We start from the raw sequence: 25,030 nt of genomic DNA on the forward strand, positions 1-25,030 counted from the left end.
TGAGTGCAGAGGAGTGAGAGAAAGCGGTTTGGCTTGCCGGTGCTTGCGGACTTCGCGGCTGAAGATGGAGCGAAGCTCCGGAAAATCACATCGGAAATCCGTTCACTGACTCTGTAAACGGTGCGCTGTTAAGAGAAAAACAAAGGCTTGTGACGGAGTGCCGATTCAAGACGCGTCGGTCTCGCCGTGACGGATGAACGTCTGTAATCGACTGATGGAAAAGAGGAGTGATAGCGGCGGAGCCGCTCCCCTCTCACTTCTCACTCCTCTGCACTCACTCCTCGCCCTCACACATCCGCATCCTCCGGCCAGCCTTCGCCGCTGCCGCGGTGGATCACGTCGTCGCCGTCGAGCACCTCGCCGGCGGGGATGGCTTCCTGGCTGGCGACACGCTGGTAGATCGGGGTGAAGTCGGGGCGGGTGGCGTCCATCAGCTGTTCGAAGCTGTCGATGACGAAGTAGGTCTTCTGGTAGCTGTCGATGCGGTAGCGGGTGCGCATGATCCGCTCGAGGTCGAAGGCGATGCGGTTGGGGGCATCCGATTCCAGCGAATAGATCGATTCGCCCTTGGAGGAGACGATGCCGCTGCCGTAGATGCGCAGGCCGTCTTTCTGCCGGATCAGGCCGAACTCGACCGTGTACCAGTACAGCCGGGTCAGCTGCACCAGCGCTTCGGGGTCGATGCCGTGGGCCTTGACGCCGCCGCGGCCGTAGGCGGCCATGTAATCGGCGAATGCCGGCAGCATCAGCAGCGGGACATGGCCGAACAGGTCGTGGAACAGGTCCGGCTCCTCGATGTAGTCGAGCTGGTCGGGACGGCGAATCCACCAAGTCACCGGGAAGCGGCGGTTGGCCAGATGATCGAAGAAGTCCAGTTCCGGCAGCAGGCCCTCGACGCCGATGATCTGCCAGCCGGTGGCCTCGCCCAGCACCTTGTTCAGCTCGGCAAACTTCGGGATCAGGTCCTCGGTCATGCCCATCGCGTCCTGCGCGGCGAGGAACTCGTCACAGGCGCGCCCGACCAGCAGTTCGCGTTGACGGCGGTACAGCGCGGCCCAGACCCCGTGGTCTTTCTCGCTGTAGCTGTCCCAGGGCTGTTCGACCACACCGGTGGCATAGACCGGCACTTTGCCCTTGTCGGTGTGGATGTTTTCGATCCGGCGCGGCGTGCTGTTCATGCCCCGATTCTAAGCCCGTGCCGACGGCGTGCCGTCAAACGGCCGTTGGGTCCGCCTGCAGCATGAATGGCGCGCAAGGAAATGGCCGCGCATGGCGGCCATTTCCGGGGGCTGTCGCAGTGGCGATCAGAAGCGGTATTCGAACCCGGCCGCCAGAGTGCGCGCGTTGTAGCGCAGCTTCTCCGAGGTGGTCGGGACGCGCACGTCGCCGCGGAAGTAGTCGTAATTGACGCTCACGCCCATGTTCGGGGTGAAGTCGTAGCCCACGCCCACGCCGACATAGGGCTGGGTGCTGTGGGTGGTACGCGAGTTGCGCACGTCCACGCCATCGACCGTACCGGTCACGGTGGCGTCGTAGCTGGAGCGCATCACGCCGACGCGGCCCGAGCCGAACCAGCCGGTATCGGCGGCCTGGTCGCCGAAGCGTACCTTGCCGACCGCGCCGACGCCGAAGCCGTCGATCGAGTTGTCATTGTCGAACACGCCGACACGGTGGGTCTTGCCGTAGTAGCGGCCGTAGAAACCCTCGATGCCGACGTTCGGGGTGAACATGTAGCCGCCGCGCAGGACGACGGAATTGTCCTTCAGCTTGCCGCTGTCATCGCGGTTGCTGAGGTGGGTGCGGCCCATTTCGCCGCGCACGAAGATCTGGCCGGTGCTCTGCGCGAAGGCGCCGGTGGAAGCGGTGGCGGCCACGAGTGCGGTGGTGGCCAAGGCGAGGGTCAGTTTCTTGTTGTGAAGTTTCATCGGGGAATCCATCGAGTGAACGCTCCGGGGACTGGAGCGGTGAGCGCATCCTGCCGCAGTGGCGAGGAAGAAGGAACGAATCAGGCATTCGTGTAAATGGCGGGTTAAACAAGCTTCACGCCACCTGTATGGATGGCTTCGGATCAGGCGAAAGCCAGCCTTTGTTCAGCTTGTTCGTGAAACCTGAATGGGGCGCTGCCTGCGCCGTTCGTGGCTGCGATCAGGGCAGCACGCGCAGATGGAAGTCGCGTGAGCCTTCCAGCGTGCAGTGGCCGGGCGCGGTCTGCCGGCAATGCACTTCGACCCGGCTGCCAAGTTCCGGCTGCCCGCGCGATTCGCCCCAGACCGGGATCGGCATGCGCTGGCCGCTCATGGTGATGACTTCGATCCCGGCCACGTGCACGCTGCAGATGCCGTCGAAGAAACAGTCGTCACGCCGCGCCTCGACGATGCCGGAAAAGCGCAGCTCGCCCCGGGCATCGGCGTGTGGCGGTGCCGTGGGTGTGGTCACGCATCCCGCCGGCAGCACGCTGCCCAGGGCCAGGACGAGGCCCACCATGCGCAAGCGGCCGGCGACGGGGGTCAGTCGTTCCTGCATTTTCCGCTGCGTCCGATCAGGCGACCGAGGCGGTCGAGCGTGCCCGGTTCACAGGCGGGTTGGCTGGGCGCGGTGACTGGTGCCGGTCGTGCCGCCGCCGCGCGCTGACGCTGCAGCGTGGCGATGGCCTGCCGGATTTGCGGCATTGCCGCCTGCGCGGCGCGCTCGCCTTCCATGATCGCGACGTTCTTCTGGTCGAAGTCGGCGGCGCCGATCTGGCCCACGCGCGGGCGCAACACGATGTCGGCGCGCGCCAGCTCCTGTTCGCCCAGGCGCTGGCCCATGATGGTGATCGACTGGTTGACGATGCCGAGCATGCTGCCCGGACGGTTGCCCTGCGCCTTGCTGGAGATGTCCACCGCGATCACGATGTCCGCGCCCAGGCCGCGCGCGGCATCCACCGGCACCGGGCTGACCACACCACCATCGACATAGCGCTTGCCGGCGATCGGCGCCGGCTGGAACACGCCGGGAATGCTGCACGAGGCGCGCACCGCCTGGCCGGTATTGCCGCGTGCGAACACCGTGCGCGCGCCGCTGTCCAGGTCGGTGGCGACCGCGGCGAAGGGCTTGTCCAGTTGCTGCATCGGGCGGTTGCCGAGCAGCTGGTTGACGTAGTCCTGCAGCTTCTCGCCCTTGAGCATGCCGCCGGAAAAGAGGCTGACATCGCGGATCGCCCTTTCGTCCAGTGCGAAGGCATGTTCCTGCAACTGGTAGGGCGTCATGCCGCCGGCATACAGTGCGCCGACCACGCTGCCGGCGCTGGTGCCGGCGATGACGTCGGCGTGGATGCCGTTGGCTTCCAGCATTTTGATCACGCCGATGTGGGCGAAGCCCTTGGCCGCGCCGCCGCCCAGCGCAAGTCCGACCTTGACCGGAGGCGGTGGCGGCGCGGGAGGCGTGACCACCGGTGCCGGATCAGCTGGCTTCACGGCCTCGCCACCGCCACAGGCGGCCAGCAACAGCGCGCAGGCCAGCGCGATGAGCGGAGCGACACGCGGATGGGAGACAGCCGGTTTCATTCCTGCATTGTGGCCAAGCGAAGATGTGCGTGCACGCGGTGGCGGCCGCCATTCATGCCGCGTTGCGGCTCACGATGCGGATGGCCCGCCATTGCGAGGCCGGAATGGCAGCACGTTGTCGCGCTCATCTTCGGGCGCCGTGCCCTGGCGCTGCCAGATCACCGGCACCTCGCCCGGACGCGGCGGTTCCAGCGCCTCGGCCTCGGCGGCGCGCCGGGCTTCCTCTTCTTCCTCGATTTCCCAGCTGTAGCGGCGGCGCGGCAATGGCGGGTCGGCATGGCGCCACAGCCAGGCGGCGAGCATCCCGAACAGTGCGCCGCCGAGATGCGACTGCCAGCTCACGCCCGGCTCCTGCGGCAGGATCGACAGCAGCATGCCGCCATAGAACAGGAAGGCGAGCATGCCGGCGGCGACCGCGGCGCGGTCACGCCGCAACAAGCCGAGGCCGAACACCAGAAAGCCCAGCCCATGGGTCACCCCGCTGGCGCCGAGGTGGTGCTCGCCGGGTCCGCCGAGCAGCCATGCGACAAGACCCGAGCCGAGCCAGATCAACGGCAGCGCACGCGCGGTGGCGCGCGGATACACGCTGCCGGCAAGGGTGCCGAGCATCAGGATCGCGATGCTGTTCATCGCCAGGTGGGCGAGGTCGCCATGCAGCAGTGGTGCGCTCAACAACCCGGTCAGGCCGCCGAGACTGCGTGGGCCGACGGCGAAGATGCGCACATCGAAGTGGCCCTGCGCGAAGAACACCATCGTCAGCAGCAAGACCGTCGCCAGGCTGATGTTGAACGCGCGCAGCAGGCGCCGGCGGTCGGCGGCGCGCTGTGCCGGGCTGTCGGGGAGTTCGATCTGCGGCAGGTCCATGCAGCAGTAGTGGCGTCGCCGCACGCGGAATGCAAGCACTGGGCGTGCGCCGCGGGGCCGCCTGTAAAATGCAGGAATGAGCGAATCCCTGCCCGTGGTGCGGCTGAAGAACGCGTGGAAATCCACCCATCCGTGGATCTTCCAGCGGCTGGTGGAAAAGCCCGCGCAGCGGCCGCGTCCCGGCAGCCTGGTCGAAGTGCGCGGCGTGGACGGCGAATTCATCGGCACCGGCTTCTACAACGGCCACTCACGCATCGCCTTGCGCATCCTCGAAACCGATCCGCAGGCGACGGTGGATGCGGACTGGTTCGCGCGCAGGATCGGCGAAGCGGTGAGTCTGCGCCGTGAGGTGCTGAAGCTGGACGAGGTCGGCAATGCCTGGCGCGTGTTCCACAGCGAAGGCGATGGCATCAGCGGGCTGGTGGTGGATCGTTACGATGACCTGCTGGTGGTCGGCTTTTTCAGCGCCGGTGCCTGGCGGCATCGCGACATCATCTTCGAAGCGCTGCGCCGCGAGTTTCCCGGCTGCCGCTTCCACAGCTTTGCCGACGAACACGTGCAGAAGCAGGAGAGCTTCGACTGGCGCGCCACCCTCGGCACCGAACCGGCGGTGATCGAGGAACACGGCGTGCGCTTCCGCGCCGACCCGGCCGATGCGCACAAGACCGGCTTCTTCGCCGACCAGCGCGAGAACCGCCACTGGCTGGCCGCACATTGCCGCGACCAGCGCGTGCTCGACCTGTGCTGCAACACCGGCGGCTTCGGCATCTACGCTGCGGTCAACGGTGCGCGCGAAGTCATCGGCATCGACATCGACCCGGCGGTGCTGGAAATCGCGCGCGGCAATGCGCGGCTCAACGGCCTGCACGGCAAGGCCATGCCGCGCTTCGTGCAGGCCGACATCTTCCCGTGGCTGCGCGATGCCGATGCCAATGGCGAGCGCTTCGACGTGGTGGTGCTGGATCCGGCCAAGATGACCCGCGACCGCAGCCAGGTGATTCCGGCGCTGAAGAAATACCTCGACATGAACAAGGCTGCGCTGGCGGTGGTCAAGCCCGGTGGGTTGTTTGCCACCTTCAGTTGCACCGGCCTGGTCAGCGAGGAGCAGTTCCTCGACATGCTGCGCCGCGCCGCGTTCTATGCCGGGCGCAGCGTGCAGGTGCTGAAAGTGGCCGGCGCCGGTCCCGACCACCCGTGGCTGGCGCAGGTGCCGGAGAGCCGTTACCTGAAAGCCGCGTTCTGCCGGGTGCTGGATTGAGCAGGCAGCATGCCGGCCTGAGCGGAGGGCGCGCGCCGACGCACTTGCACCGACCAGATTGAGCCGGCCAGACTGAGCCGGCCCGACCGGGCAGGAGGCCGCATGACCGCACCCATCGCCACCCCGCATCACGAGCGGCATCGCACCGAACACATCGGCTGGCTGCGCGCTGCCGTGCTGGGCGCCAACGACGGCCTGATCTCGACCAGTTCGCTGCTGGTTGGCGTCGCCGCCGCCGCAGCCTCGCCACAGGCCATCCTGATGACCGGCGTGGCCGCGCTCAGCGCCGGTGCGTTGTCGATGGCCGCCGGCGAATATGTTTCGGTCAGCTCGCAGGCTGATACCGAGCAGGCCGACATCACCCGCGAGCGCGAGGAGCTGGCGCGCAATCCCGAAGCCGAACTGGTCGAGCTGACCCATATCTACATGCAGCGCGGCCTGCCCGCACCGTTGGCCGCCGAAGTGGCCAAGGCACTGACCGCGCATGATGCGCTGGACGCTCATCTGCGCGACGAGTTGGGCATCAGCGAACAGCTTGCTGCGCGCCCGGTGCAGGCCGCCCTGTCATCGGCTGCCGCATTCGCAGTGGGCGCATTGCCGCCGCTGCTGCTGGCTTGGCTGTGGCGCGGCACCGGGCTGGGCATGGCCATCACCGTGAGCACCCTGTTGTTGCTGGCATTGCTTGGCGCGCTCGCCGGCTGGCTTGGCGGTGCGTCGATGACCAGGGGCGCCGCGCGGGTGCTGTTCTGGGGCGCCTTGGCGATGGCCGCCACCGCCGCGATCGGCAAGCTGTTCGGCGCGACCGTCGCCTGAGGTCGCAACCCCTGAGACTGGCATCGCTACACTGGACGGATGCCTGATTCGTCCGTCCTGTTGCTGATTCTCGTGGTCGCGGTGGCGCTGGCCATCGTGCTGTTGCTGGTGTTGCTGCTGCGCCGGCCGGATGCGGCGCTGGCGCAGATGCGCGAGCGGCTGGAGGCGAGCCTGCGCGACGAGCAGCGCGATGGGCGCAGCGAGCTGCGCGAGCTGATCGCGGCGATGGAGCAGGCGCAGGCGACGCGGATCGAGCAGTTCGCGCAGCGGCTGGCCGAGTTCGATGCGCATACCGGCGAGCAGATCGGGCGCCTGCGTGAAACGCTGGGCGCGGAGGCGCGCCAGGCACGCAGCGAATCCGGCGAGTTGCAGGCGCGGCACAACAAGGCGCTGGGCGACCGCGTGGATGCGCTGACCACGCGCACCGATGCACGGCTGGACGAGTTCCGCATCGCCATCGGCGAGGACGCGCGCAAGATGCGCAGCGAGGGCGCCGAGGCACAGCAGCGGCTAGCCGAGTCGATCGGCCAGCGCATGCGCGAGCTGACCGAGCGCAACGCGCGCAGCATCGGCGAGTTGCGTGCGCAGGTGGAGTCGCAACTGAAGGCGCTGCAGGACGACAATGCGCAGAAGCTCGAGCAGATGCGGGCGACCGTTGATGAAAAACTGCAATCGACGCTGGAAACCCGGCTCGGCGAATCCTTCCGCCTGGTGTCGGAGCGGCTGGAGGCGCTGCAGCGCGGCCTCGGCGAGATGCAGCAACTGGCCGCCGACGTGGGCAGCCTGCAACGGGTGCTGACCAATGTGAAGACCCGCGGCACGTTCGGTGAAGTGCAGTTGGCGGCCTTGCTGGAACAGGTGCTGGTGGCCGGGCAATACGCGAGCAACGTCGCCACCGTGCCCGGTTCGGCGGAGCGGGTCGAGTACGCGGTGCGCCTGCCCGGTGCGGATGACGATTCGCCGGTATGGCTGCCGATCGATGCCAAGTTCCCGCGCGAGGATTACGAACGCCTGCTCGATGCGGTCGATCGTGCCGACGGCGAGGCGGTGGCCGCAGCCGGCACCGCACTGGAACGGCAGGTGCGCATCGAGGCCAAGCGCATCCGCGAGAAATACCTCTCGCCGCCGCAGACCACCGATTTCGCGCTGCTGTTCCTGCCCACCGAAGGCCTGTACGCGGAAGTGATCCGCCGACCCGGCCTGTTCGAGGCATTGCAGCGCGATTACCGGGTGACCCTGGTCGGCCCGACCACGCTGCTGGCCCTGCTCAATTCATTGCAGATGGGCTTTCGCACCCTGGCCATCGAGAAGCGCAGCAGCGAGGTGTGGCAGCTGTTGGGCGTGGTCAAGACCGAGTTCGGCAAGTTCGCCGGAGTGCTCGAGCGCGCCACCAACCAGCTGGGCACGGTGCAGAACTCGATCCAGGCTGCCGGCGTGCGCACCCGTGCCATCGAGCGCCAGTTGCGTGGGGTGGAAGCGCTGCCGCTGGAAGGCGAGAACGCGAAACTGTTGCAGGATCCGGGCGAGGAACTGCCCGACGAGGACGCCTGAAACGCGTCCGGCGCGCTCAGTTGGGAATCGGGATCGGAATCACGTCCACCGGCATGCTCGGGTTTTCTTCTTCTTCCTGCAGGTAGTCGGGCAGGCCTTCGTCCGCCTGTGTCTGCTGGCTGCGCAGGCCGCTCATGATCTGGTAGTTCCTGCGCTGCAGCCAGGCATCGCGGTACAGGGCGTATTCGTCCACGGCGCCCTCGCGCATCGCATCCACCGAGAACAGGCGCGTGCGGATGTCCACCACCTGCAGCGTCTGCAGCGCGGCGCGTTGGGCGTTGTCCTTGACGTGCGGCAGGGGTGAAAGCGGCGCATCGCCGGCCATGCCGAACACGTCGCGCAGGGTGCGCGGGCCGAACAGCGGCAATTCGAGGTAACGCGACTGGCGCCAGCCCCATACCGCCAGGGTCTGGCCGAAGTCCTCGTCGCGGTACGGAATCTTCATGCGGCTGGCGGGGTCGAACAGGCCGCCGATGCCGAGCGTGGTATTGACCGAAAAGCGCAGCAGGGCGATCGCGGCATCCTTCGGTCGGCCCTGCAGCAGGGCATTGAGCGCACTGACCGGCTGGCCGAGGTTGTTGAAGAAGTTGCTCACGCCAAGGCGCAGCGGGCGCGGCACCACCGCCATGTAGGCGCGCGCGACAGGGCGCAACACGATGCGATCCAGGCCGTTGTTGAAGGCATGCACGCGGCGGTTCATCGGCTCCCACGGGTCGTAGCTGGCCGGCAGTTGCACCGCCGCCGGCAGGGTGGGATCGGCCAGCGGGTCGTACTCGGCCTGGCCATACAGCAGGATGAAATCGTCCTCGGCTTCGGTGCGCTGCGCATCCGCCGGATCGGTCTGGCTGCCGTCCGCGGCCGGCGGTGGGTGGCTGGCCGTCGCGGCGTCGGTGTCCGTGGACGGGCTGTCTTCGATCGCCGTCACGACGAGCGTCGAGGCCGCGGGCGCCATGTCGCCCGCGGAGCCCTCCTGCGCTTCGATTGGCTGTACCGCGCCCGTGTCGGTATCGATGTCGACGGCGTGGTCGACCACCGGCGGCGGGGATTGCGGCGCACGCGGCGCCGGCCCGGCACAGGCCGAAAGCAGCAACGCAAGGGCAAGCGAGGGCAGCAGGCGGCGCGGGAGCTTCATCGGGGAGCCGGTGGACGGTGCGCGGATCGCGCGGCGGAAGGAAAGGTCAGCGGGTGACCCAGGCCAGGGTCGGGTCGAGGCGGTAGGCGGTGCGCAATTCGGCATAGCCCGGCGGCTCGCCCTCGATCAGCGGCCGACCGTCAAGCTTGCCGGCGAGCGTCGCCAGCAAGGCCAGGCCGGCACTGTCGATCTCCTCGAGTGCGCCGAGTGCAAAGCGCTCGATGCCGGCAAGCAGCGGCTGTGCCTGGCGCCAGATCGCGGCCACGGCGGGCCGGGTCAGGTGGCCATGGAACACCAGCGTCGCCGCATCGCGGCTGACGCTGGCGCCGCGCGCATCAGTTGCCGGCATCGGCCTGCATCCGGCCGGTGCGCAATTCGCCGGCCACGGCGCGGATGCCGCGCTGCGAAAGCGGCGAGTCGAACTGGTTGCGGAAGGTCTGCACGAAGGACACGCCTTCGACCATCACGTCGAACACCTTCCACTGGCCACCGACGCGGCGCATCAGGTAGTCCACCGGGATCGGCTCGCCGCCGGAGCGCAGCAGCTCGCTGGACACGCGCACGCCACGGTTGCCCGGCAGCGCGGTTTCCGACTTGATGCGCACCCGCAGACGGGTATTGAAGTCGAGCAGCGAGGAGCCATAGCGCGACATCAGGTTGTCGGCCAGCGCATCGGCGAACAGCTTGACGTCGGCATCGTTGGCGCCGCGCGCATGCCGACCCAGCACCAGACGCGCCGCATAGTCGCGGTCGAACATCTGGTTGAACTCGCTGTTGACGAAGGCGTGCAGCGCCTTGCGGTCGCGGGTGAACTCGGCACGGCGGCTTTCCAGCACGCCCAGCACGCGCGTGCTGTTGTCGAGCACCAGCTTGCTCGGGGTGGCGGCCGCCGTCTGGCTGCTGGCGGCGGCCTGTGCGTTGGCGGACACGGGGGCGCCGAACGCAAGCGCGGCGGCGATGGCGAGGGGGAGGACGTGGATGTGCTTCATGGGGTGGGTTCTGCCTCGATCTCGATGTAGTCGGGTTCGTTGCCGCCGTCGCCGGCGTCGGACGACGGGCCGGGGCCGAACATGTACTTGCCGGCCAGCTGCAGCAGGTCGACGGCGGGCTGGGTGAAGACGATCTCCTCGCCCGGTTGCAGGGTTTCCGGATCGCCGCCGGGTTGCAGGCCGATGTAGGCTTCGCCCAGCAGGCCGCTGGTGAAAATGCCGGCGCTGGTGTCGGCGGGCAGATCCTTGTAGCGGTTGTCGATCGACAGGGTGACGATGGATTCGTATTTAACCGGGTCAAGCTGAATGTTGGCCACACTGCCGACCGTCACCCCGCCGATTTTCACCGGGCCGGAGGTGCGCAGCTGGCCGATGCTGGTGAAGCGCGCCTTGAGCGGATAGCTGCCGCCACCACCCAGACTGAAGCGGCCACTGGTCGAGGCCAGCGCCAGCACCAGCAGGGTGGCCAGGGCGAGCAGCAGGAAGGTACCGACGGCGAATTCGAGACGCGGGCCACGGATACTCATGGGAACTCCTTGTGGAAACGGGCACCGGTGCCGCGGGCGCGGGCCGACCGATGACACATGCGTGACGGGCGGATCCGGGTGTTCATCGGAACATCAACGCCGACAGCACGAAGTTGAACATCAACACCAGCAGCGAGGCGTTGACCACCGCGCGCGTGGTCGCCACCGAGGTGCCCTCGATGGTGGGCTCGGAATGGAAGCCGACCCAGGCCGCGACCAGCGCCGAGATGGCGCCGAACACGCCGGCCTTAACGAAGGCGCCGAGGAAGTCCTCGCGGAAGTCCACCGCGTCCTTCATCGCCTGCCAGAAGGTGCCATCGTCCAGGCCGATCACCCGCACCGCCTCGAACCAGCCGGCGAGGATGGCGAAGCTGATGAAGAAGCCGGTCAGCAGCGGCACGCAGATCACCGCTGCCCAGAAGCGCGGCGCGACCACCTTGGCCAGCGGGTCGATCGCCATCAGCCCCAGCGCGGTGATCTGGTCGGTGGCGCGCATCAGCGCCAGTTCGGCGGCGATCGAGGAGCCGGCGCGGCCGATGAACAGCAGCGCGGTCAGCACCGGGGCCAGCTCGCGGTACAGGCCGAGGCCGAGCATCACGCTGACCTGGTCGCTGGCGCCGTAGGTGTCCAGCGCGCGGTAGCCGAGCAGGATCACCGACAGGCCGACGAAGGCGCCGCCGACGGCGATGATCGGCAGCGAGCGCGCGCCGATCTTGTAGATCTCGCGGATCAGCTCGGCGAACAGGTCGCCAGTGGGGCGCGAGGCGCGCAATACGGCAAGGGCGAACAGGCCGGCCTGGCCGATGGCGCGCACGATGGAGGCGAGCGGGGTCATGCGGCGCTGCGCTCCACGCTGTCCAGGGCGATCGGGCCCTCGGCCTTGCCATCCATGAACTGGCGCAGCAGCGGGTCGTCGCTGGCATCGAGTTCGGCCGGGCTGCCGTCGAACACGATGCCACCGTTGGCGATCACCACCACCTGGTCGCAGATCGGCAGGGTTTCGCGAATGTGGTGGCTGACCAGGATGCTGGTCAGGCCCAGAGTGCGGTTGAGACGCTCGATCAGGCTGACGATCATCGCCGCGCCGATCGGGTCGAGGCCGGTCAGCGGCTCGTCGTACAGCATCAACGGCGGATCCAGCGCCAGCGCACGTGCCAGTGCCACGCGCCGCGCCATGCCGCCGGAGAGCTCGCGCGGATACAGGTCGGCGGCGGCGCGCAAGCCGACCGCATGCAGCTTCATCCGCACCAGTTGTTCGATCACCGGCGGCGGCAGGTCGGTATGCGTGGTCAGCGGCAGGGCCACGTTTTCGGCGGCGGTGAGGTCGCTGAGCAGGCCGTTGCCCTGCAGCAACACGCCCAGGCGCTTGCGCAGCTCCAGCAATTCGCGGTGGCGCGATGGCAAGGGCGCGCCGAACAGGCGCACCTCGCCGGCGGCCGGCACCAGTTCGCCGGTCAGTGCCGAGAGCAGGGTGGATTTGCCGCTGCCGGAAGGGCCGAGGATGGTGGTGATGCTGCCGCGCGGCACACCCAGGCGGATGTCGCGCAGGATGCTGCGTGTGCCGCGCACCAGGTGCACGTCGTCCAGTTGAACGGCGGGGGCGGGGGAGGCATCCAAGGCAGTGGTGTGCATCAGGGCGTGCCTTCGGCACGGCAAGCCCATGATGATGCGACATCGCACCTGAATGGAGGGCAGCGACGGGCCTGCGATCGTGGCCCCGGCGCGCGATACGGGTCTGGTGGTGTGCCACGCACGCTACCATGGAGTGCTTTCCTGCCAGGTCCGACTCCATGAGCGACGATCCTTCCCGTGACACCGACGACGTCCAGCACGGCGTGCATCGCGACGAAGCCGAAGCGGCGGTACGCACCCTGCTGCGCTGGGCCGGCGAGGATCCGGCGCGCGAAGGCCTGCTGGACACGCCCAAGCGGGTGGTCAAGGCCTATGGCGACTGGTTCAGCGGCTACGCCATCGACCCGGATGCCTACCTGCGCCGCACCTTCGAGGAGGTGGCCGGTTACGACGAGATGATCGTGCTGCGCGACATCGAATACGAAAGCCATTGCGAGCACCACATGGCGCCGATCATCGGCAAGGCGCATGTCGGCTACATCCCGCGTGGGCGGGTGGTCGGCATCAGCAAGCTGGCGCGGGTGGTCGAAGCCTATGCGCGCCGCTTCCAGGTGCAGGAGAAGATGACCGCGCAGATCGCCGATTGCATCCAACGCGTGCTCGATCCGCTGGGCGTGGGCGTGGTGATCGAGGGCGCCCACGAATGCATGACCACCCGCGGCGTGCACAAGCGCGGAGTGAGCATGGTCACCTCCAGCATGCTCGGCAGCTTCCGCGACGATGCGCGCACGCGCCAGGAGTTCCTGCGCTTCATCGAGCCCGGACGTCGCGGCGTCTGATGGCTGCCTTCGGGCTCGCGGGGCCGGTGAGCCCGGATACCCGCTGCACGGCTTTCCTTGGCGAGCGGCGCATCGCCGCCGGTGAACTGCGCCATGTCGCCTTGCATGCGGCGCATGCGCTGGAAGCCGAACCCGGCGCCCGGCTGCGGATTTTCGATGACCTGGAGGGCCGCGAGCTGGAGCTCGATCTGCGTGGCGGCGCGGCGCAGGTGGTGCGCCTGCTCAATCGCGGGCAGGTGCCACTCGACGACACGCGGGCGAAGCCCCGGCCACGCGGCCGCGGACGGCCGCGACTGGGCGTGGTGGCGCGCGAAGTGACCTTGCTGCCACGGCATTGGCAGTGGTTGAACGCGCAGCCGGGCGGGGCGTCGCTGGCGCTGCGCAGCCTGCTGGACGCGGCGACCGGCGAAAGCGTGGAGCACACCGGCCCGGCGCAGGCCGCGCGGCAGCGCGCGTGGCGTTTCATTCACGCGATGGCGTCCGCGCAGCCCGGCTTCGAGGACGCCGCGCGCGCCCTGTTCGCCGGAGATGCGCATCGTTTCGATGCGGAAACCGCAGCCTGGCCGGACGATTTGCGCGAACATGCGGCGATGCTCGCCGCCGACGCCTGGCCGCACTGAGCCCGGCGACTCCTTCCCTTCCGCCCAGCCGGTGCCGATGCCGATGCCGATGAATGTCCCGTCCCCGCCGACCGCACGCCGCGCGACGCTGGCCTTCATCTTCCTGGTGGTGCTGATCGACATCCTCGCCTTCGGCCTGATCATCCCGGTGCTGCCGCATCTGGTGGAAGGCTTCGTCGGTGGCGATACCGCCGATGCCGCACGCTGGGTGGGCATCTTCGGCACCGTGTTCGCGGCGATCCAGTTCGTCTGCGCGCCGCTGCTGGGCGCGTTGTCCGATCGCTTCGGAAGGCGCCCGGTGATCCTGCTGTCCTGCCTCGGTCTGGGGCTGGACTTCGTGCTGATGGCGCTGGCGCCCAGCCTCGGCTGGCTGCTCGTGGCACGGATGATCTCGGCGATGACGTCGGCCAGTTTCAGCACCGCGAACGCCTATATCGCCGATGTCACCACGCCGGCCGAGCGTGCCGGTGCCTTCGGCATGGTCGGGATGGCGTTCGGGCTCGGCTTCGTGGTCGGGCCGATGCTGGGCGGCTGGCTCGGGCATTACGACCTGCGCCTGCCGTTCTGGGTCGCGGCCGGGCTGGCGCTGCTGAACTTCCTGTACGGTCTGTTCGTGCTGCCCGAGTCGTTGCCGCCGTCGCGGCGCGCGCACCGGGTGCGCTGGCGGCAGGCCAATCCGCTGGGCTCGCTGAAGCTGATCGGCGAATATCCGCAACTGTTCGCGCTGGTGGCGGTGATCCTGTTTGCCAACCTGGCGCATTACGTGCTGCCGAGCGTGTTCGTGCTGTATGGCGAGTACCGCTATGGCTGGGGGCCGCTGGCGGTGGGCCAGGTGCTGGCGGTGGTCGGGGTGTGTTCGGCCTTGGTACAGGGCGTGCTGGTCAAGCGCGTGACCCCGCGCATTGGTGAGCACGGCGCGATGCTGCTGGGCCTGTCCGCCGGCGTGCTCGGCTTCCTCGGTTACGGGCTTGCCGCCAGCGGCTGGGTGTTCCTCGCGGTGATTCCGCTGATGGCGCTGTGGGGGCTGGCCGGGCCGGCGGCGCAATCCCTGATCACCCGCGAAGTGGGCGCCGAAGTGCAGGGCCGCATCCAGGGTGCGCTGGCCAGCCTGGTGGCGCTGGCCGGGATCATCGGGCCGACGCTGTACACGCGCGCGTTTGCCGCGTTCATCGGCGAGGGTGCGCCGCTGGAGCTGCCGGGCATGCCGTGGTTCATCGCGGCGGCGTTGCTTGCCGCCGCCCTTGCATTGGCACGATGGCACCGCCGCGTGCATGGTGCGCCGCGAGATGCGCTCGAACCGGGCGCGCGCGGATGAGGCCGCCTCAGCGCACGCAGCGGAAGCCGAGGTTGCCGGTAACGCCTTCGGGACCGAGCGAGGACAGCATCGCCACCCGCATCATCAACGGGTAGTCGCTGGTATCGCCGACCGAAAGCGCGCCGGCACCGCAGAACTGGGTGGCATCGCCATCGAATTGCAGCGAGCCGGAATCGCCGGTCCACTCCCAGACCAGGCCGTGCAGGTCGCGCAGCCCGTACGCATTCTTCGCCTGCAGGCCGACCCGCGGCAGGACGCCGGTGGAAGGCCGCGAGTACCAGCGCAGGATGCGCTCGCGCCAGGCCGGGTCGGCGCGCGCGTCGCGGCGGGTTTCATCGGCGGCCGAGGCGTATTCCCATTCGTTCCATTCCGGCAGCCGCGCGCCTTGTGCCCGGCAATAGGCATCGGCGGCGAACCAGCTGACATTGACCACCGGCTGCTGCGGCAGCGCGTCGCCGAGCGTGGTCGGCCCGTCCCAGTGCTGCAGGTAACGGGCTTCGGCGAACGAGGCCGGTGCCCGGCCGCGCTGCCAGTCCGGATGTTTGCGCACGAACGCCAGGAACTGGGCGTTGGTGACCGGCGAAACCATCATCTCGAAGCTCGCCACGCGCACCGCTTCGGTGTTCGGCCGCTGCAGCGAGGAGCGGAAGCTGCCGGCGGGCAGGCGCACCCAGCCGGCCTCCGTGGCCAGCGCCGCCAACGGCACGCTGACCAGGAGCAGGGCGAGAGGCAGGCGCCGCCACACGTCGCTCGCCTCAGTGGCCTTCCGAGGCGTTGTCGGGCTTGTCGGCACGCGCGGCCTTGGCCTGCTCGCGGGTAATCTGGCCGCCCGGGTTGCCCCAGCTGTTGAGCACGTAGGTGGAGATGTTGGCCACTTCGTCATCGGTGAGCTGTGCCATCGGCGGCATGATCGAGTTGTAATCCTTGCCGTTCACGCGCACCGGGCCCTGCATGCCGTGCAGGATGATCTGCGGCAGGCGAGAGGGGTTGTCCTTGATGTAGTCCGAATTCGCCAGCGGCGGGAAGATGCCTTCCATGCCGCTGCCATCGGGCTGGTGGCAGGTCGAGCAGGTGCCGGCGAACAACACCTTGCCGGCGGCGATCTGCTCCTCGCGCGTGAGCGTGCCGGCCTGCGCCGAAGCGGCGGCGGCGGTGATCGCCTCGCGGCTGGTGCCGGCGACCTGATCGCCCAGGTACATTTCGTCGACTTCAAGCCCGGAATAGATGTCCTTGCGCTCTGGCCCCTCGGCCTGCAGGATCGCCAGCGCGCCCTTGTTGAAGGCGCGGAAGATCGAGTGGTCGACCAGCACGTAGCTGCCCGGCACTTCCATGTGGAACTCCATCATCGCCGCGCCGCCGGACGGGATCAGCGTGGTCTGCACGTTTTCCTGGTAGTGCTTGCCACCCTCGTACCAGACCTTGTCGAAGATCTCGCCGATCACGTGGAAGCTCGACACCAGGTTCGGCCCGCCGTTGCCCACGTACAGGCGTACCGTCTCGTTGGTCTTCGCCTTGAGCGCCTTGTCGCCGGTCAGCGCGCCTTCCATGCCGTTGAACAGCACGTAGGTGGGGTTCTCGTCGATGGCCTTTTCCATGTCGAACGGCTGGTGGCCCTTCTCGCGGTACTTGCCGGTGGTGTAGAAGTCGCCCTGCATCACGTAGAACTCGCGGTCGACCTCGGGCAGGCCTTCCGGCGGCTCGACCAGGATCAGTCCGTACATGCCGTTGGCCACGTGCATGCCGACCGGCGCGGTGGCGCAGTGATAGACGTAGAGGCCGGCATTGAGCGCCTTGAAGGTGAACTGCGTGCGGTGGCCGGGTGCGGTGAAGCTGGACGCCGCGCCGCCACCGGGGCCGGTCACGCCGTGCAGGTCGATGTTGTGCGGCATCTTGCTGTCGGGCATGTTGCGCAGGTGGAACTCCACCGTGTCGCCTTGGCGCACGCGGATGAAGCTGCCGGGCACGGTGCCGCCGAAGGTCCAGAAGGTGTAGGTCACGCCTTCGGAAATCTCCATCTCCTTCTCGATCACGTCCAGCTCGACGATCACCTTGGCCGGCGCGGTACGGCCGGTGGCCGGTGGCACTTCGGGCGGGCTGGTGAGGATGGCCTTGACCGGCTCGCCTTGCGGAGGGCCGAAGTCGCCACTGGCCGAGCCGCTCTTGCCGGCATTGCCGCTGGTGGCGGGGTCATTGCCCTTGCAGGCGGTGAGCGCAAGGGCTGCGGCAATCAGGAGACACAGGGTCTGGCGTTTCATGGCTGGATCCCGGAAGAAGAAGGTGTGGGCATACAGCATGCGCGCGCCGTGGCTCCAGTGTCGCTGACGCAGGTCAAGGAGGCGTGACGCCTGTCCGTCGCGCAGGCGATGCACTTCACGCCTGCACCTCGGTCGCGGCGGGTGCAGGCTGAACGGGTTGTGCGCCGTACCGCAGCGCATGGCGAAGCGAGCGCCTACACTGGACAACGCTTTGTCCGCCGGAACCCCATCCCGATGACCCGACTCCATGCCTTCGACCGTGAAGCGCTGCTGGCCTGCGCGCGTGGCGAAATGTTCGGCCCCGGCAATGCGCGCCTGCCGGCGCCGCCGATGCTGATGTTCGACCGCATCACCGATATCCGCGAAGACGGCGGAGCGCACGGCAAGGGACTGATCCATGCCGAGCTCGATGTGCGCCCCGATCTGTGGTTCTTCGACTGCCACTTCATCGGCGATCCGGTGATGCCTGGTTGCCTCGGCGTGGACGCGATGTGGCAACTGGCCGGCTTCTATCTGCCGTGGCTGGGTGAAACCGGTCGCGGGCGCGCACTGGGCGCGGGCGAGATCAAGTTCACCGGCCAGATCCTGCCCGATTCCACGCTGGTGCGTTACGAGATCGACATCCGCCGCGTGCTGCGCGGCAAGCTGCGCATGGTGATCGCCGATGGCCGCACGCTGGTCGATGGCCGCGAGATCTACACCGCGAAGGACATGCGCGTGGCGTTGTTCCAGTCCACGGAGGCGTTCTGATGGCGGCTTCCGCGCTGCGCCGGGTGGTGGTGACCGGCATCGGCATCGTCTCGCCGCTGGGCAATGACCTGGCCAGCGTCGGCACGGCGCTGCGCGAGGGCCGCAGCGGCATCCGTTTCATTCCCGAATACGCGCAGATGGGCATGCGCTCGCAGGTCGCGGGGGTGTGCGACATCGACCTGGATGCACGCATCGATCGCAAGCAGAAGCGCTTCATGGGCGATGCCGCGGCCTTTGCCGCGGTGGCGATGGAGGATGCGATCGCCGATGCCGGCCTCGATCGCGAGGCGATCAGCGATCCGCGCATCGGCCTGATCGCCGGCTCCGGCGGTGCCTCGGCGCAGTGGCAGATCGCCACCGGCGACCTGATGCGCGAGCGTGGCGTGCGCAAGGTCGGCCCGTACATGGTGCCGCGCACGATGTGCTCCACGGTGTCCGCCACGCTGGCCACCGCGTTCGCGATCAAGGGCGTGAGTTATTCCCTGTCGGCGGCCTGCGCCACCTCGGCGCATTGCATCGGTGCCGCCGCCGATCTGATCCGGCATGGCGCGCAGGACGTGGTGTTCGCCGGCGGCGGCGAGGAACTGCACTGGGGCATGACCTGCATGTTCGATGCGATGGGTGCGCTCTCGACCCGTTTCAATGACCGCGCCGAAGTCGCGTCACGGCCCTATGACGCGGCACGCGACGGCTTCGTGATCGGCTCCGGCGGCGGCATGCTGGTGCTGGAAGAGCGCGAGCACGCGCTGCGTCGCGGTGCGCGCATCCATGCCGAACTGCTTGGCTACGGCGTCACCAGCGACGGCGCGGACATGGTCGCGCCCAGCGGCGAAGGCGCGGTGCGCTGCATGCAGATGGCGATGGCGGGCGTGGATCGACCGATCGATTACCTCAACACGCACGGCACCTCGACGCCGCTCGGCGATGTCACCGAACTGGAAGCGCTGCGCGCCACCTTCGGTGACGACGTGCCGCCGCTGTCCTCGACCAAGGCGCTGTCCGGACATGCGCTGGGCGCGGCCAGCGTGCACGAGGCGATTTACTGCCTGGTGATGATGCAGCAAGGCTTCATCGCCGCCTCGCACCATATCGAGGAGCTCGATCCACGCTGCGCGGATTACCCGATCGTGCGCGAGACCCGTGAGATGCAGGTGGATACGGTGATGTCCAACAGCTTCGGTTTCGGCGGCACCAATGCCGCGCTGGTGTTCGGTCGCGGCTGAAGCCTGTCGCCGCTGGCAAGCGAGCATGCGATGCAATGAAAAAGCGCCCCGCGGGGCGCTTGTTCGTTTCGCAGCGCGCGTGCTGTTCAGCCGCGTTGGTCGCGCTTGCCTTGCGAGCGCCGTGCATGCGAGCTGATATGGCTCTGGATCGGGGTCAGTCGCGCTTCGGCGAAATGCAGTGATTGCGCCTTGCCCGCGGCGCCGGGTTGGTAGCCCTTGCCGACATTGCCGCGACCGGCCGCATCCAGCTCGCGCCAGTTGGCGGTGCGCTTGCCGGCGGTATCGCCGCCGACCTTGCGCGTCGCCTTCTTTGCCGGAGACTTCTTCGCACCCGTCTTGCTTGCCGGGATCTTGCGTGCGCCGGTCGCGGTTTTCTTCGCCGCGGCCTTCTTTGCCGCGGTCTTGCGCGCCGGGGCTGCTGCGGCTTTTTTCACCGCCGCGGATTTGCTGGCCGCCGCTTTCCCTGCAGTGGTCTTGCCTGCGGTCTTTTTCGAAGCAGCCTTCTTCGCCAACTTCTTGCCGGCAGCGACCTTCTTCACCGCGGCCTTCTTCGTCGCCGTCTTCGGGGTCGCGGTTTTCTTGGTGGCCGCCTTCTTCGCGGTGCTGCGCGCGCTCATCACCTCGCCGGCTTCGTCCGCCGCGCGCTGGCGGTTGCGCATGCGCGAGGCGGTGAAGTCCTTGTTCGGTGCACGCTGGCGTGACACCGCGGCCTGCGGCGTCACCCGGCGCTTGGGTGCGGCCTTGGGCACCAGGCCGGCTTTTTCATTGCGCCGCGCCACTTTCAACTGACCCTCGAAGCGCTTGAGGATGTCGGCCAGCAGATCCGCCTTGTCCTTGCTGCGCTGCTGGTCGGCATCGCCGCTGCTGCCGCGCTTGCTGCCGCTGCGCGCGCGTTGCGCCAGGCGCTGCCGCTGCAACTGGTCGCGCGCCTTGTCGCGCCGCGCACGCGTGCGTTCGACACGGCGATCAAGCTGGCTGGCGGAAAACTTGCGCAGTGCATTGATGCGGCTTTCTTCGTACAGCTTCATCTCGGCCACGGTCAGCAGTTTGCTGGCCTGGGTCTTGGTGAAGGTCTTGGGCATGACGTTTCCTTGCGTATGGAAAGCGGGGTTCAACCCCACTTTATCGCGCTTTGCATGGCGTGCGTGTCACGATAGCGCGCGGAAACAAGCCGAATGGGGATGCGATGTCATTCGATCTGCTGGTCACATTGCTGGTGTTGGCGGCGGCCGCGGTGCTGTTTGTCACCGAGAAGCTGCCGGTGGACGTGGTCGCGCTGGGTGTGCTGTGTGCACTGCTGGCGACCGGCGTGGTCACGCCGGGCGAAGCGCTGTCGGGTTTCGCCAGCCAGGCCACGATCACCGTGGCCGCGATGTTCGTGCTCAGCGCCGCGTTGCAGAAGAGTGGCGTGGTGGATGCGTTCGGCCGCCTCATCGGCGGCATCCGCTGGCCCTGGTTGTTGATGTTGGCGACGATGCTGGTCAGCGCCGGGCTGTCGGCGTTCGTCAACAACACGGCCATCGTGGCGATCCTGCTGCCGGTGATCGCCGCCGCCGCGGTACGCAACAAGCAGCGGCCGTCGAAGTACCTGATCCCGCTGTCGTTTGCCGCGCAGATGGGCGGGGTGTGCACCCTGATCGGCACATCGACCAACCTGCTGGTGGATTCGCTGGCACGCGATGCCGGCCACGCGGGCTTCTCGATCTTCGAGTTCGCACCGCTCGGCATCTGGTTCGTGGTCGCCGGCGTGATCTACATGATGCTGGTTGGCCGCTTCCTGCTGCCCAACCGTACCCATGCCGCCGAGGACGAAGCCGGGCCACGCGGCCGCTACGGCGCGGAGTTGCAGGTCAATGCGCACAGCAAGGGGATCGGCGAGCCCGGCGCGCAGTTCATTGCGCCCGATTACGGCGATGTGGTGCTGCGCGAAATCCGTCGCGAAGGCCGCTTGTTGCCCAACCCGCGGCAGAGCGAGGTCAAGGTCGGTGACCGCGTGCTGGTGTACGGCGACTGGAGCGAGATCAGCAAGCTGGTGGAGGAATACCAGCTCGGCTTCGATGATGTCGCGCCTGACCTCGCCGGTGACGCCACCGCCAAGCGCGAGCTGGCCGAGGTGATGATTTCGCCGCGCTCGAGCCTGATCGGCAAGACCCTGAAGCAGACACGTTTCGGCCATGCGTTCCGCGTGCGCGTGCTCGGCCTGCACAAGGCCGATGGCTACCTGCGGCAACCGCCACAGCATGCGGTGCTCGGCGTCGGCGACATCCTGATGGTGGACGGCAGCCAGAGCGCGATCAGCCTGCTCGACAGTGATCCGGGCATGGTCGTGCTTTCACGTCGCGAGCGTCCACGCCTGGACCTGCAGCGCACGGCGATCGCGGTCGCGGTGATGATCGCGGTGATCGGCGTGGCGGCATTGGGCTGGCTGCCGATCGTGGCCACCGCGCTGATCGGCTGCGGCGCGCTGGTGATCCTGGGTTGCCTGTCGCCGGAGGAGGCCTATGCCGCGGTCGACTGGCGCGTGGTGGTGCTGCTGGCCGGGGTGCTGCCGCTGGGCATCGCGTTGCAGAAGACCGGCAGTGCCGACTGGCTGACGCAGAACACGTTGGGACGCATGGGCGACTTCGGGCCGCTGGTGATCCTGACGCTGGTCTATCTCATCACCGGCGTGCTGACCGAACTGATGAGCAACAACGCTGCCGCGGTACTGGTGGTGCCGATCGCGCTGGCGACCGCCGAGAGCATGGGCATCAATGCCAAGCCGCTGCTGGTGGCGGTGGCGTTCGCCGCCTCCACCGCCTTCATTACCCCGGTCGGCTACCAGACCAACACCATGGCCTATACCGCCGGCGGCTATCGCTTCAGCGATTTCCCCAAGGTCGGATTGCCATTGAACGTGGTATTCGCGGTGATGGCGATCTGGCTGATACCGCGCTATTTCCCGTTCTGATCCGGTGCCTCAGTGTGGCGCGGCCAGCGTGCCGTCGTTCAAGGTCGCGCGCAGCGCTTCCATCCACGGCACCGGGTCGACGCCCTTGTCGGCGCGCCACTGCGGGTCGTACAGGGTTTCCCGGTAGCGCGCGCCACGGTCGCACAGCAGGGTGACGATGCTGCCTTCCTTGCCCGCTTCGCGCATGCGCTGTGCCAGTTGCAGGCAGGCGACGAAGTTGGTGCCGGAGGAGCCGCCGTAGCGGAAGCCGACCAGTTCCTCGATCAGCAGCATCGCCGCGATCGAAGCCACATCGGACACTTCGATCACTTCGTCGACCACGCCGAACTGGAAGCTCGGCTCCACGTTCTGCCGACCGATGCCCTCGATCAGGCTGAGGCACTCGACCTGCGCGCTGCGGTCATGTTTCGGCCATGCCTTGGCATAGACCATGCCTTCGGGCTCGGCCACCGCCAGCCGTGTGGCCATGCCGCGGTAGCGCAGGAAGCGGCCGATGGTGGCGGAGGTGCCGCCGGTGCCGACGCCGCACACCACCCATTCCGGCTCCGCATGCGGTTCCATGCACATCTGGCCGATGATCGATTCGGCGATGTTGTTGTTGCCGCGCCAGTCGGTGGCGCGCTCGGCGAGGCCGAACTGGTCGAGGAAGCAGGCGCCATCGGCGGCGATCTCGCGTGCGCGCTCCTGGGTGCACTTGCCCGGCGGGGTGAGGTCGCAATGCCCGCCCAGTGCGCGCACCGCCTCGATCTTGCCCGGCGCGGTGGTATCGGGCATCACCGCGGTGAAGTGCAGGCCGAGCAGGCGCGCGAACCAGGCTTCGGAAATCGCGGTGCTGCCGGAGGAGGCATCGACCACCGCCTGCCCGGATTTGAGGCGGCCGTTGCACAGCGCATACAGGAACAGTGAACGCGCCAGACGGTGCTTGAGGCTGCCGGTCGGGTGCGCGGCCTCGTCCTTGAAGTAGAAGTCGATGCCGGGAAACCCCGGGAAGGTCATGTGCAGCAGATGGGTATCCGCCGAGCGCGCCGCCTCGCGTTGCAGGCAGTCGATGGCGGAGGAAACCCATTGGCGTTCGACGATGGCGGACATGGCGCACTCCACGAAGGCGGTTGCCGCATTATCGCCCGTGCGTGGAGGCGCTTCAGGCCAGCCAGCGCGCCAGCCAGCCCCACGGATGGTGCATGCGTGCGATGCCGAACATGGCGAAGAACGCCAGCAGCGCCAAGGCGAAGAACACCGCGCGCCGCGAGCGCGGGAAACGCACACGCATCGCCAGCACGCCAAGCACGATGTAGGCCACCAGCAGCAGCATCTTGGCAGTGAGCCAGCCGTTGGCGAACATCGCCCCGGGCAGGATCGTCAGCAGCATCGCGGCGCTGGTCAGCAGGCAGGTGTCGATGGTGTAGCTGGCATAGCGCGCCACGGCATGCCGCGGCCACTTCGCACCGATGAGTGAAAACCCGCCGCGCAGGGCGAACAGGCCGACCGACAGCAACACCAGATGGATGTGCGCGGCCTTGATCTGCGGATAGAACTCGATCATCGCGGGTGTCCGTCAGCTTCGCTCAGTCATTGGCGACATCACCCCGGCTTGCCGTCGACGCGCGGGCGCAGCCAGATCGCGCCGTTGCGCAGCACCCAGGGCAGGAACGCCAGCAGCCAGCCCAGCGCGGCGATGGCTTGCCACAAGCCGGGATCGGGCAGCACGTCGGCCAGCACGCGCAGCAACGCCACCAGTTGCAGCAGGGCGAAGGCGAACCAGCCCACGCGTGGCATGTGCAGCAGGCGCCCGGAATGGCCCTGGGTCACCCGCGTCACCATCGCCACCAGCAGCGAGCCGAACAGGCCGATGTAAAGCGCATGCGCGGGGCCGCGCCCGAGCATGTCCACGCCGTTGCTCGCCAGCAGCAGGCTCTGCAACGCGTACAGGGCGAAGGTCAACGGCAACCAGGCCAGGCCAATGAACAGCACCCACAGCAGGCCCGGCGCCTTGGCACGCGGCCACCAGCGCCACAGCACCCAGGCCGAGCCGGCGGCCAGCGGCAGGTCGACCAGCCACAGCCAGTCGCGTGCCCCGATCAGCTCCAGCACCAGGTGGCCGAGCAGCAGCAGCCACATCACCGCCAGCAGCCACAGCGGTCGCCATGCGCGATACCCGGCCACCACGTTGCCGGCGAAGAACGGGAACATGCGATGTGCCACGCTGAGGTAAACCGGCAGCAGCAGGCCGAAGCTGCCGAGCTTGATCACCAGCGGCATCCACTGCGGCGCACCATGCAGCACGCCGACCATGGCGAGGTTGCCGATCAGGCCCGCACTCATGCCGGCAAAGCACGACCAGGCATGCCAGGTCGGCCCACGCCGCGCGGAGCGCTCCTGCAGCAACAGGCGCAGCAGCCACCACAGGCCGCAGGCCCAGCCCAGGGTGGTCAGCACCACGCCCAGGTGCAGCAACGGCGCAAGCCCGCTGCACAGGCCGGCGAGCAACAGCAGTTGGCCGCCGAGCAGTCCCAACCCGACCGGCAGGTAATGCCGGCGTGTCAGTTCGGGCAGGCCCATCCAGCGCGGGAACACGGTCAGCAGGAAGCCGAACATGAAGGCCGGCAACATCTGGTACTGCATCATCCAGGCATGCGCCCAGCCGGGGAACAGTGCCGAGGCCGGCAACCAGCCCAGCCGCCAGCGCGCATCGATCAGCCACAGTGCCCACCAGGCCATCGCCAGCAACACGTTGAGCGCACCGACGAAGAACAGCAGCCGGTGCGGGGCGTGGGCAAGCAGGCGCGGCGAAAGCGATGCGGAGGCGGGCATGGCGACAGTATCCCCG

At 68.0% G+C, this 25,030-nt stretch carries 26 protein-coding genes; 9 read left to right on the top strand and 17 right to left on the bottom strand.

All coding sequences use genetic code 11. The features are described 5' to 3' along the window. Positions 1-287 precede the first annotated feature (287 nt). The 5 genes from phhA to ACW11F_RS11335 form a co-directional block, all read right to left on the bottom strand. Complete coding sequence (gene phhA / locus ACW11F_RS11315) at positions 288-1,178, bottom strand: phenylalanine 4-monooxygenase (protein ID WP_456997021.1); 891 nt, start codon at positions 1,176-1,178, stop codon at positions 288-290. 126 nt (positions 1,179-1,304) lie between these two features. Beyond that, positions 1,305-1,925 carry an outer membrane beta-barrel protein gene (locus tag ACW11F_RS11320; RefSeq protein ID WP_456997022.1) on the bottom strand — a complete coding sequence of 207 codons (621 nt, stop codon included), beginning with the start codon at positions 1,923-1,925 and terminating at the stop codon, positions 1,305-1,307. A 220-nt stretch (positions 1,926-2,145) separates the two neighbouring features. After that, entirely contained in the window at positions 2,146-2,523 is a 378-nt protein-coding gene (locus ACW11F_RS11325; protein WP_456997023.1) for a hypothetical protein, read from the bottom strand. Then, a complete protein-coding gene (locus ACW11F_RS11330) occupies positions 2,508-3,545 on the bottom strand; it encodes a patatin-like phospholipase family protein (protein ID WP_456997024.1) in 1,038 nt (345 codons plus the stop codon). Before ACW11F_RS11330 ends, ACW11F_RS11325 begins: the two co-directional genes overlap by 16 nt. Before the next feature lie 69 nt (positions 3,546-3,614). After that, a complete protein-coding gene (locus ACW11F_RS11335) occupies positions 3,615-4,409 on the bottom strand; it encodes a rhomboid family intramembrane serine protease (RefSeq protein WP_456997025.1) in 795 nt (264 codons plus the stop codon). 76 nt (positions 4,410-4,485) lie between these two features. Here ACW11F_RS11335 and ACW11F_RS11340 point away from each other — a divergent pair, with 76 nt between their 5' ends. The 3 genes from ACW11F_RS11340 to rmuC all read left to right on the top strand — a co-directional run bounded on the left by ACW11F_RS11340 (position 4,486) and on the right by rmuC (position 8,031). Then, positions 4,486-5,667, top strand: a complete 1,182-nt coding sequence (locus ACW11F_RS11340; RefSeq protein ID WP_456997026.1) for a class I SAM-dependent rRNA methyltransferase — start codon at positions 4,486-4,488, stop codon at positions 5,665-5,667. Between the two features lie 102 nt (positions 5,668-5,769). Continuing rightward, entirely contained in the window at positions 5,770-6,480 is a 711-nt protein-coding gene (locus tag ACW11F_RS11345; RefSeq protein WP_456997027.1) for a VIT1/CCC1 transporter family protein, read from the top strand. Between the two features lie 39 nt (positions 6,481-6,519). Further along, positions 6,520-8,031 (top strand): DNA recombination protein RmuC, encoded by a 1,512-nt coding sequence (rmuC, locus tag ACW11F_RS11350; RefSeq protein WP_456997028.1) that lies wholly within the window; start codon positions 6,520-6,522, stop codon positions 8,029-8,031. Positions 8,032-8,047: 16 nt separating this feature from the next. Here the strand turns inward: rmuC and ACW11F_RS11355 are convergent, their stop codons facing one another. The 6 genes from ACW11F_RS11355 to ACW11F_RS11380 all read right to left on the bottom strand — a co-directional run bounded on the left by ACW11F_RS11355 (position 8,048) and on the right by ACW11F_RS11380 (position 12,296). Continuing rightward, positions 8,048-9,163 carry an MlaA family lipoprotein gene (locus ACW11F_RS11355; protein WP_456997029.1) on the bottom strand — a complete coding sequence of 372 codons (1,116 nt, stop codon included), beginning with the start codon at positions 9,161-9,163 and terminating at the stop codon, positions 8,048-8,050. A gap of 46 nt (positions 9,164-9,209) precedes the next feature. Then, a complete protein-coding gene (locus ACW11F_RS11360; RefSeq protein ID WP_456997030.1) occupies positions 9,210-9,512 on the bottom strand; it encodes an STAS domain-containing protein in 303 nt (100 codons plus the stop codon). Next, positions 9,499-10,152, bottom strand: coding sequence for an MlaC/ttg2D family ABC transporter substrate-binding protein (locus ACW11F_RS11365; protein ID WP_456997031.1), 654 nt, complete (start codon positions 10,150-10,152; stop codon positions 9,499-9,501). The genes ACW11F_RS11360 and ACW11F_RS11365 overlap by 14 nt, the downstream gene beginning before the upstream one ends. Further along, entirely contained in the window at positions 10,149-10,679 is a 531-nt protein-coding gene (mlaD, locus tag ACW11F_RS11370) for an outer membrane lipid asymmetry maintenance protein MlaD (protein WP_456997032.1), read from the bottom strand. The genes ACW11F_RS11365 and mlaD overlap by 4 nt, the downstream gene beginning before the upstream one ends. A gap of 82 nt (positions 10,680-10,761) precedes the next feature. Further along, positions 10,762-11,514 carry an MlaE family lipid ABC transporter permease subunit gene (locus ACW11F_RS11375; RefSeq protein WP_456997033.1) on the bottom strand — a complete coding sequence of 251 codons (753 nt, stop codon included), beginning with the start codon at positions 11,512-11,514 and terminating at the stop codon, positions 10,762-10,764. Further along, on the bottom strand, positions 11,511-12,296 hold the full coding sequence (locus ACW11F_RS11380; RefSeq protein WP_456997103.1) for an ABC transporter ATP-binding protein: 786 nt from the start codon (positions 12,294-12,296) through the stop codon (positions 11,511-11,513). The genes ACW11F_RS11375 and ACW11F_RS11380 overlap by 4 nt, the downstream gene beginning before the upstream one ends. 173 nt (positions 12,297-12,469) lie before the next feature. On the opposite strand from ACW11F_RS11380, the gene folE reads away from it, so the two are divergent. The 3 genes from folE to ACW11F_RS11395 are packed head-to-tail and all read left to right on the top strand — an operon-like array spanning position 12,470 to position 15,025. Beyond that, positions 12,470-13,090 carry a GTP cyclohydrolase I FolE gene (folE, locus tag ACW11F_RS11385; protein WP_456997034.1) on the top strand — a complete coding sequence of 207 codons (621 nt, stop codon included), beginning with the start codon at positions 12,470-12,472 and terminating at the stop codon, positions 13,088-13,090. Beyond that, positions 13,090-13,710 carry a DUF2239 family protein gene (locus ACW11F_RS11390; protein WP_456997035.1) on the top strand — a complete coding sequence of 207 codons (621 nt, stop codon included), beginning with the start codon at positions 13,090-13,092 and terminating at the stop codon, positions 13,708-13,710. Before folE ends, ACW11F_RS11390 begins: the two co-directional genes overlap by 1 nt. Before the next feature lie 49 nt (positions 13,711-13,759). After that, positions 13,760-15,025 (top strand): TCR/Tet family MFS transporter, encoded by a 1,266-nt coding sequence (locus tag ACW11F_RS11395; protein WP_456997036.1) that lies wholly within the window; start codon positions 13,760-13,762, stop codon positions 15,023-15,025. Positions 15,026-15,032: 7 nt separating this feature from the next. Here ACW11F_RS11395 and ACW11F_RS11400 read toward each other — a convergent pair whose 3' ends face one another. Both ACW11F_RS11400 and nirK read right to left on the bottom strand, forming a co-directional pair. After that, entirely contained in the window at positions 15,033-15,770 is a 738-nt protein-coding gene (locus tag ACW11F_RS11400) for a formylglycine-generating enzyme family protein (RefSeq protein WP_456997037.1), read from the bottom strand. A gap of 10 nt (positions 15,771-15,780) precedes the next feature. After that, positions 15,781-17,280, bottom strand: coding sequence for a copper-containing nitrite reductase (gene nirK / locus ACW11F_RS11405; protein ID WP_456997038.1), 1,500 nt, complete (start codon positions 17,278-17,280; stop codon positions 15,781-15,783). Between the two features lie 234 nt (positions 17,281-17,514). On the opposite strand from nirK, the gene fabA reads away from it, so the two are divergent. Together fabA and fabB are read left to right on the top strand one after the other, a co-directional pair. Beyond that, positions 17,515-18,030: a 3-hydroxyacyl-[acyl-carrier-protein] dehydratase FabA gene (fabA, locus tag ACW11F_RS11410; RefSeq protein ID WP_456997039.1), complete on the top strand. Its 516-nt coding sequence runs from the start codon at positions 17,515-17,517 to the stop codon at positions 18,028-18,030. A 14-nt stretch (positions 18,031-18,044) separates the two neighbouring features. Next, entirely contained in the window at positions 18,045-19,253 is a 1,209-nt protein-coding gene (fabB, locus tag ACW11F_RS11415) for a beta-ketoacyl-ACP synthase I (protein WP_456997104.1), read from the top strand. 86 nt (positions 19,254-19,339) lie between these two features. On the opposite strand, the gene ACW11F_RS11420 is transcribed toward fabB, so the two are convergent. Next, positions 19,340-20,335 (bottom strand): hypothetical protein, encoded by a 996-nt coding sequence (locus ACW11F_RS11420; protein ID WP_456997041.1) that lies wholly within the window; start codon positions 20,333-20,335, stop codon positions 19,340-19,342. Between the two features lie 104 nt (positions 20,336-20,439). Between ACW11F_RS11420 and ACW11F_RS11425 the strand changes: the two genes are divergently transcribed. Next, positions 20,440-22,203, top strand: coding sequence for an SLC13 family permease (locus tag ACW11F_RS11425; protein WP_456997042.1), 1,764 nt, complete (start codon positions 20,440-20,442; stop codon positions 22,201-22,203). A 9-nt stretch (positions 22,204-22,212) separates the two neighbouring features. Here the strand turns inward: ACW11F_RS11425 and ACW11F_RS11430 are convergent, their stop codons facing one another. The 3 genes from ACW11F_RS11430 to ACW11F_RS11440 all read right to left on the bottom strand — a co-directional run bounded on the left by ACW11F_RS11430 (position 22,213) and on the right by ACW11F_RS11440 (position 25,014). After that, entirely contained in the window at positions 22,213-23,283 is a 1,071-nt protein-coding gene (locus ACW11F_RS11430; RefSeq protein ID WP_456997105.1) for a PLP-dependent cysteine synthase family protein, read from the bottom strand. 61 nt (positions 23,284-23,344) lie between these two features. Further along, the gene (locus ACW11F_RS11435) at positions 23,345-23,746 is read right to left on the bottom strand and encodes a SirB2 family protein (protein WP_456997043.1); all 402 of its coding nucleotides are present in this window, start codon (positions 23,744-23,746) and stop codon (positions 23,345-23,347) included. A gap of 38 nt (positions 23,747-23,784) precedes the next feature. Then, complete coding sequence (locus ACW11F_RS11440) at positions 23,785-25,014, bottom strand: NnrS family protein (RefSeq protein ID WP_456997044.1); 1,230 nt, start codon at positions 25,012-25,014, stop codon at positions 23,785-23,787. Positions 25,015-25,030: the final 16 nt, after the last annotated feature.

It is taken from the genome of Luteimonas sp. e5, assembly GCF_054031035.1.

Coding starts and splice junctions, on each gene's coding strand:
- ACW11F_RS11440 (WP_456997044.1), bottom strand. CDS start 25,014: ATGCCCGCCTCCGCATCGCTTTCGCCGCGCCTGCTTGCCCACGCCCCG.
- ACW11F_RS11375 (WP_456997033.1), bottom strand. CDS start 11,514: ATGACCCCGCTCGCCTCCATCGTGCGCGCCATCGGCCAGGCCGGCCTG.
- ACW11F_RS11365 (WP_456997031.1), bottom strand. CDS start 10,152: ATGAAGCACATCCACGTCCTCCCCCTCGCCATCGCCGCCGCGCTTGCG.
- ACW11F_RS11360 (WP_456997030.1), bottom strand. CDS start 9,512: ATGCCGGCAACTGATGCGCGCGGCGCCAGCGTCAGCCGCGATGCGGCG.
- ACW11F_RS11425 (WP_456997042.1), top strand. CDS start 20,440: ATGTCATTCGATCTGCTGGTCACATTGCTGGTGTTGGCGGCGGCCGCG.
- fabA (WP_456997039.1), top strand. CDS start 17,515: ATGACCCGACTCCATGCCTTCGACCGTGAAGCGCTGCTGGCCTGCGCG.
- ACW11F_RS11330 (WP_456997024.1), bottom strand. CDS start 3,545: ATGAAACCGGCTGTCTCCCATCCGCGTGTCGCTCCGCTCATCGCGCTG.
- mlaD (WP_456997032.1), bottom strand. CDS start 10,679: ATGAGTATCCGTGGCCCGCGTCTCGAATTCGCCGTCGGTACCTTCCTG.
- ACW11F_RS11345 (WP_456997027.1), top strand. CDS start 5,770: ATGACCGCACCCATCGCCACCCCGCATCACGAGCGGCATCGCACCGAA.
- ACW11F_RS11355 (WP_456997029.1), bottom strand. CDS start 9,163: ATGAAGCTCCCGCGCCGCCTGCTGCCCTCGCTTGCCCTTGCGTTGCTG.
- ACW11F_RS11435 (WP_456997043.1), bottom strand. CDS start 23,746: ATGATCGAGTTCTATCCGCAGATCAAGGCCGCGCACATCCATCTGGTG.
- ACW11F_RS11390 (WP_456997035.1), top strand. CDS start 13,090: ATGGCTGCCTTCGGGCTCGCGGGGCCGGTGAGCCCGGATACCCGCTGC.
- ACW11F_RS11325 (WP_456997023.1), bottom strand. CDS start 2,523: ATGCAGGAACGACTGACCCCCGTCGCCGGCCGCTTGCGCATGGTGGGC.
- rmuC (WP_456997028.1), top strand. CDS start 6,520: ATGCCTGATTCGTCCGTCCTGTTGCTGATTCTCGTGGTCGCGGTGGCG.
- phhA (WP_456997021.1), bottom strand. CDS start 1,178: ATGAACAGCACGCCGCGCCGGATCGAAAACATCCACACCGACAAGGGC.
- nirK (WP_456997038.1), bottom strand. CDS start 17,280: ATGAAACGCCAGACCCTGTGTCTCCTGATTGCCGCAGCCCTTGCGCTC.
- ACW11F_RS11335 (WP_456997025.1), bottom strand. CDS start 4,409: ATGGACCTGCCGCAGATCGAACTCCCCGACAGCCCGGCACAGCGCGCC.
- ACW11F_RS11420 (WP_456997041.1), bottom strand. CDS start 20,335: ATGCCCAAGACCTTCACCAAGACCCAGGCCAGCAAACTGCTGACCGTG.
- folE (WP_456997034.1), top strand. CDS start 12,470: ATGAGCGACGATCCTTCCCGTGACACCGACGACGTCCAGCACGGCGTG.
- ACW11F_RS11320 (WP_456997022.1), bottom strand. CDS start 1,925: ATGAAACTTCACAACAAGAAACTGACCCTCGCCTTGGCCACCACCGCA.
- ACW11F_RS11340 (WP_456997026.1), top strand. CDS start 4,486: ATGAGCGAATCCCTGCCCGTGGTGCGGCTGAAGAACGCGTGGAAATCC.
- ACW11F_RS11395 (WP_456997036.1), top strand. CDS start 13,760: ATGAATGTCCCGTCCCCGCCGACCGCACGCCGCGCGACGCTGGCCTTC.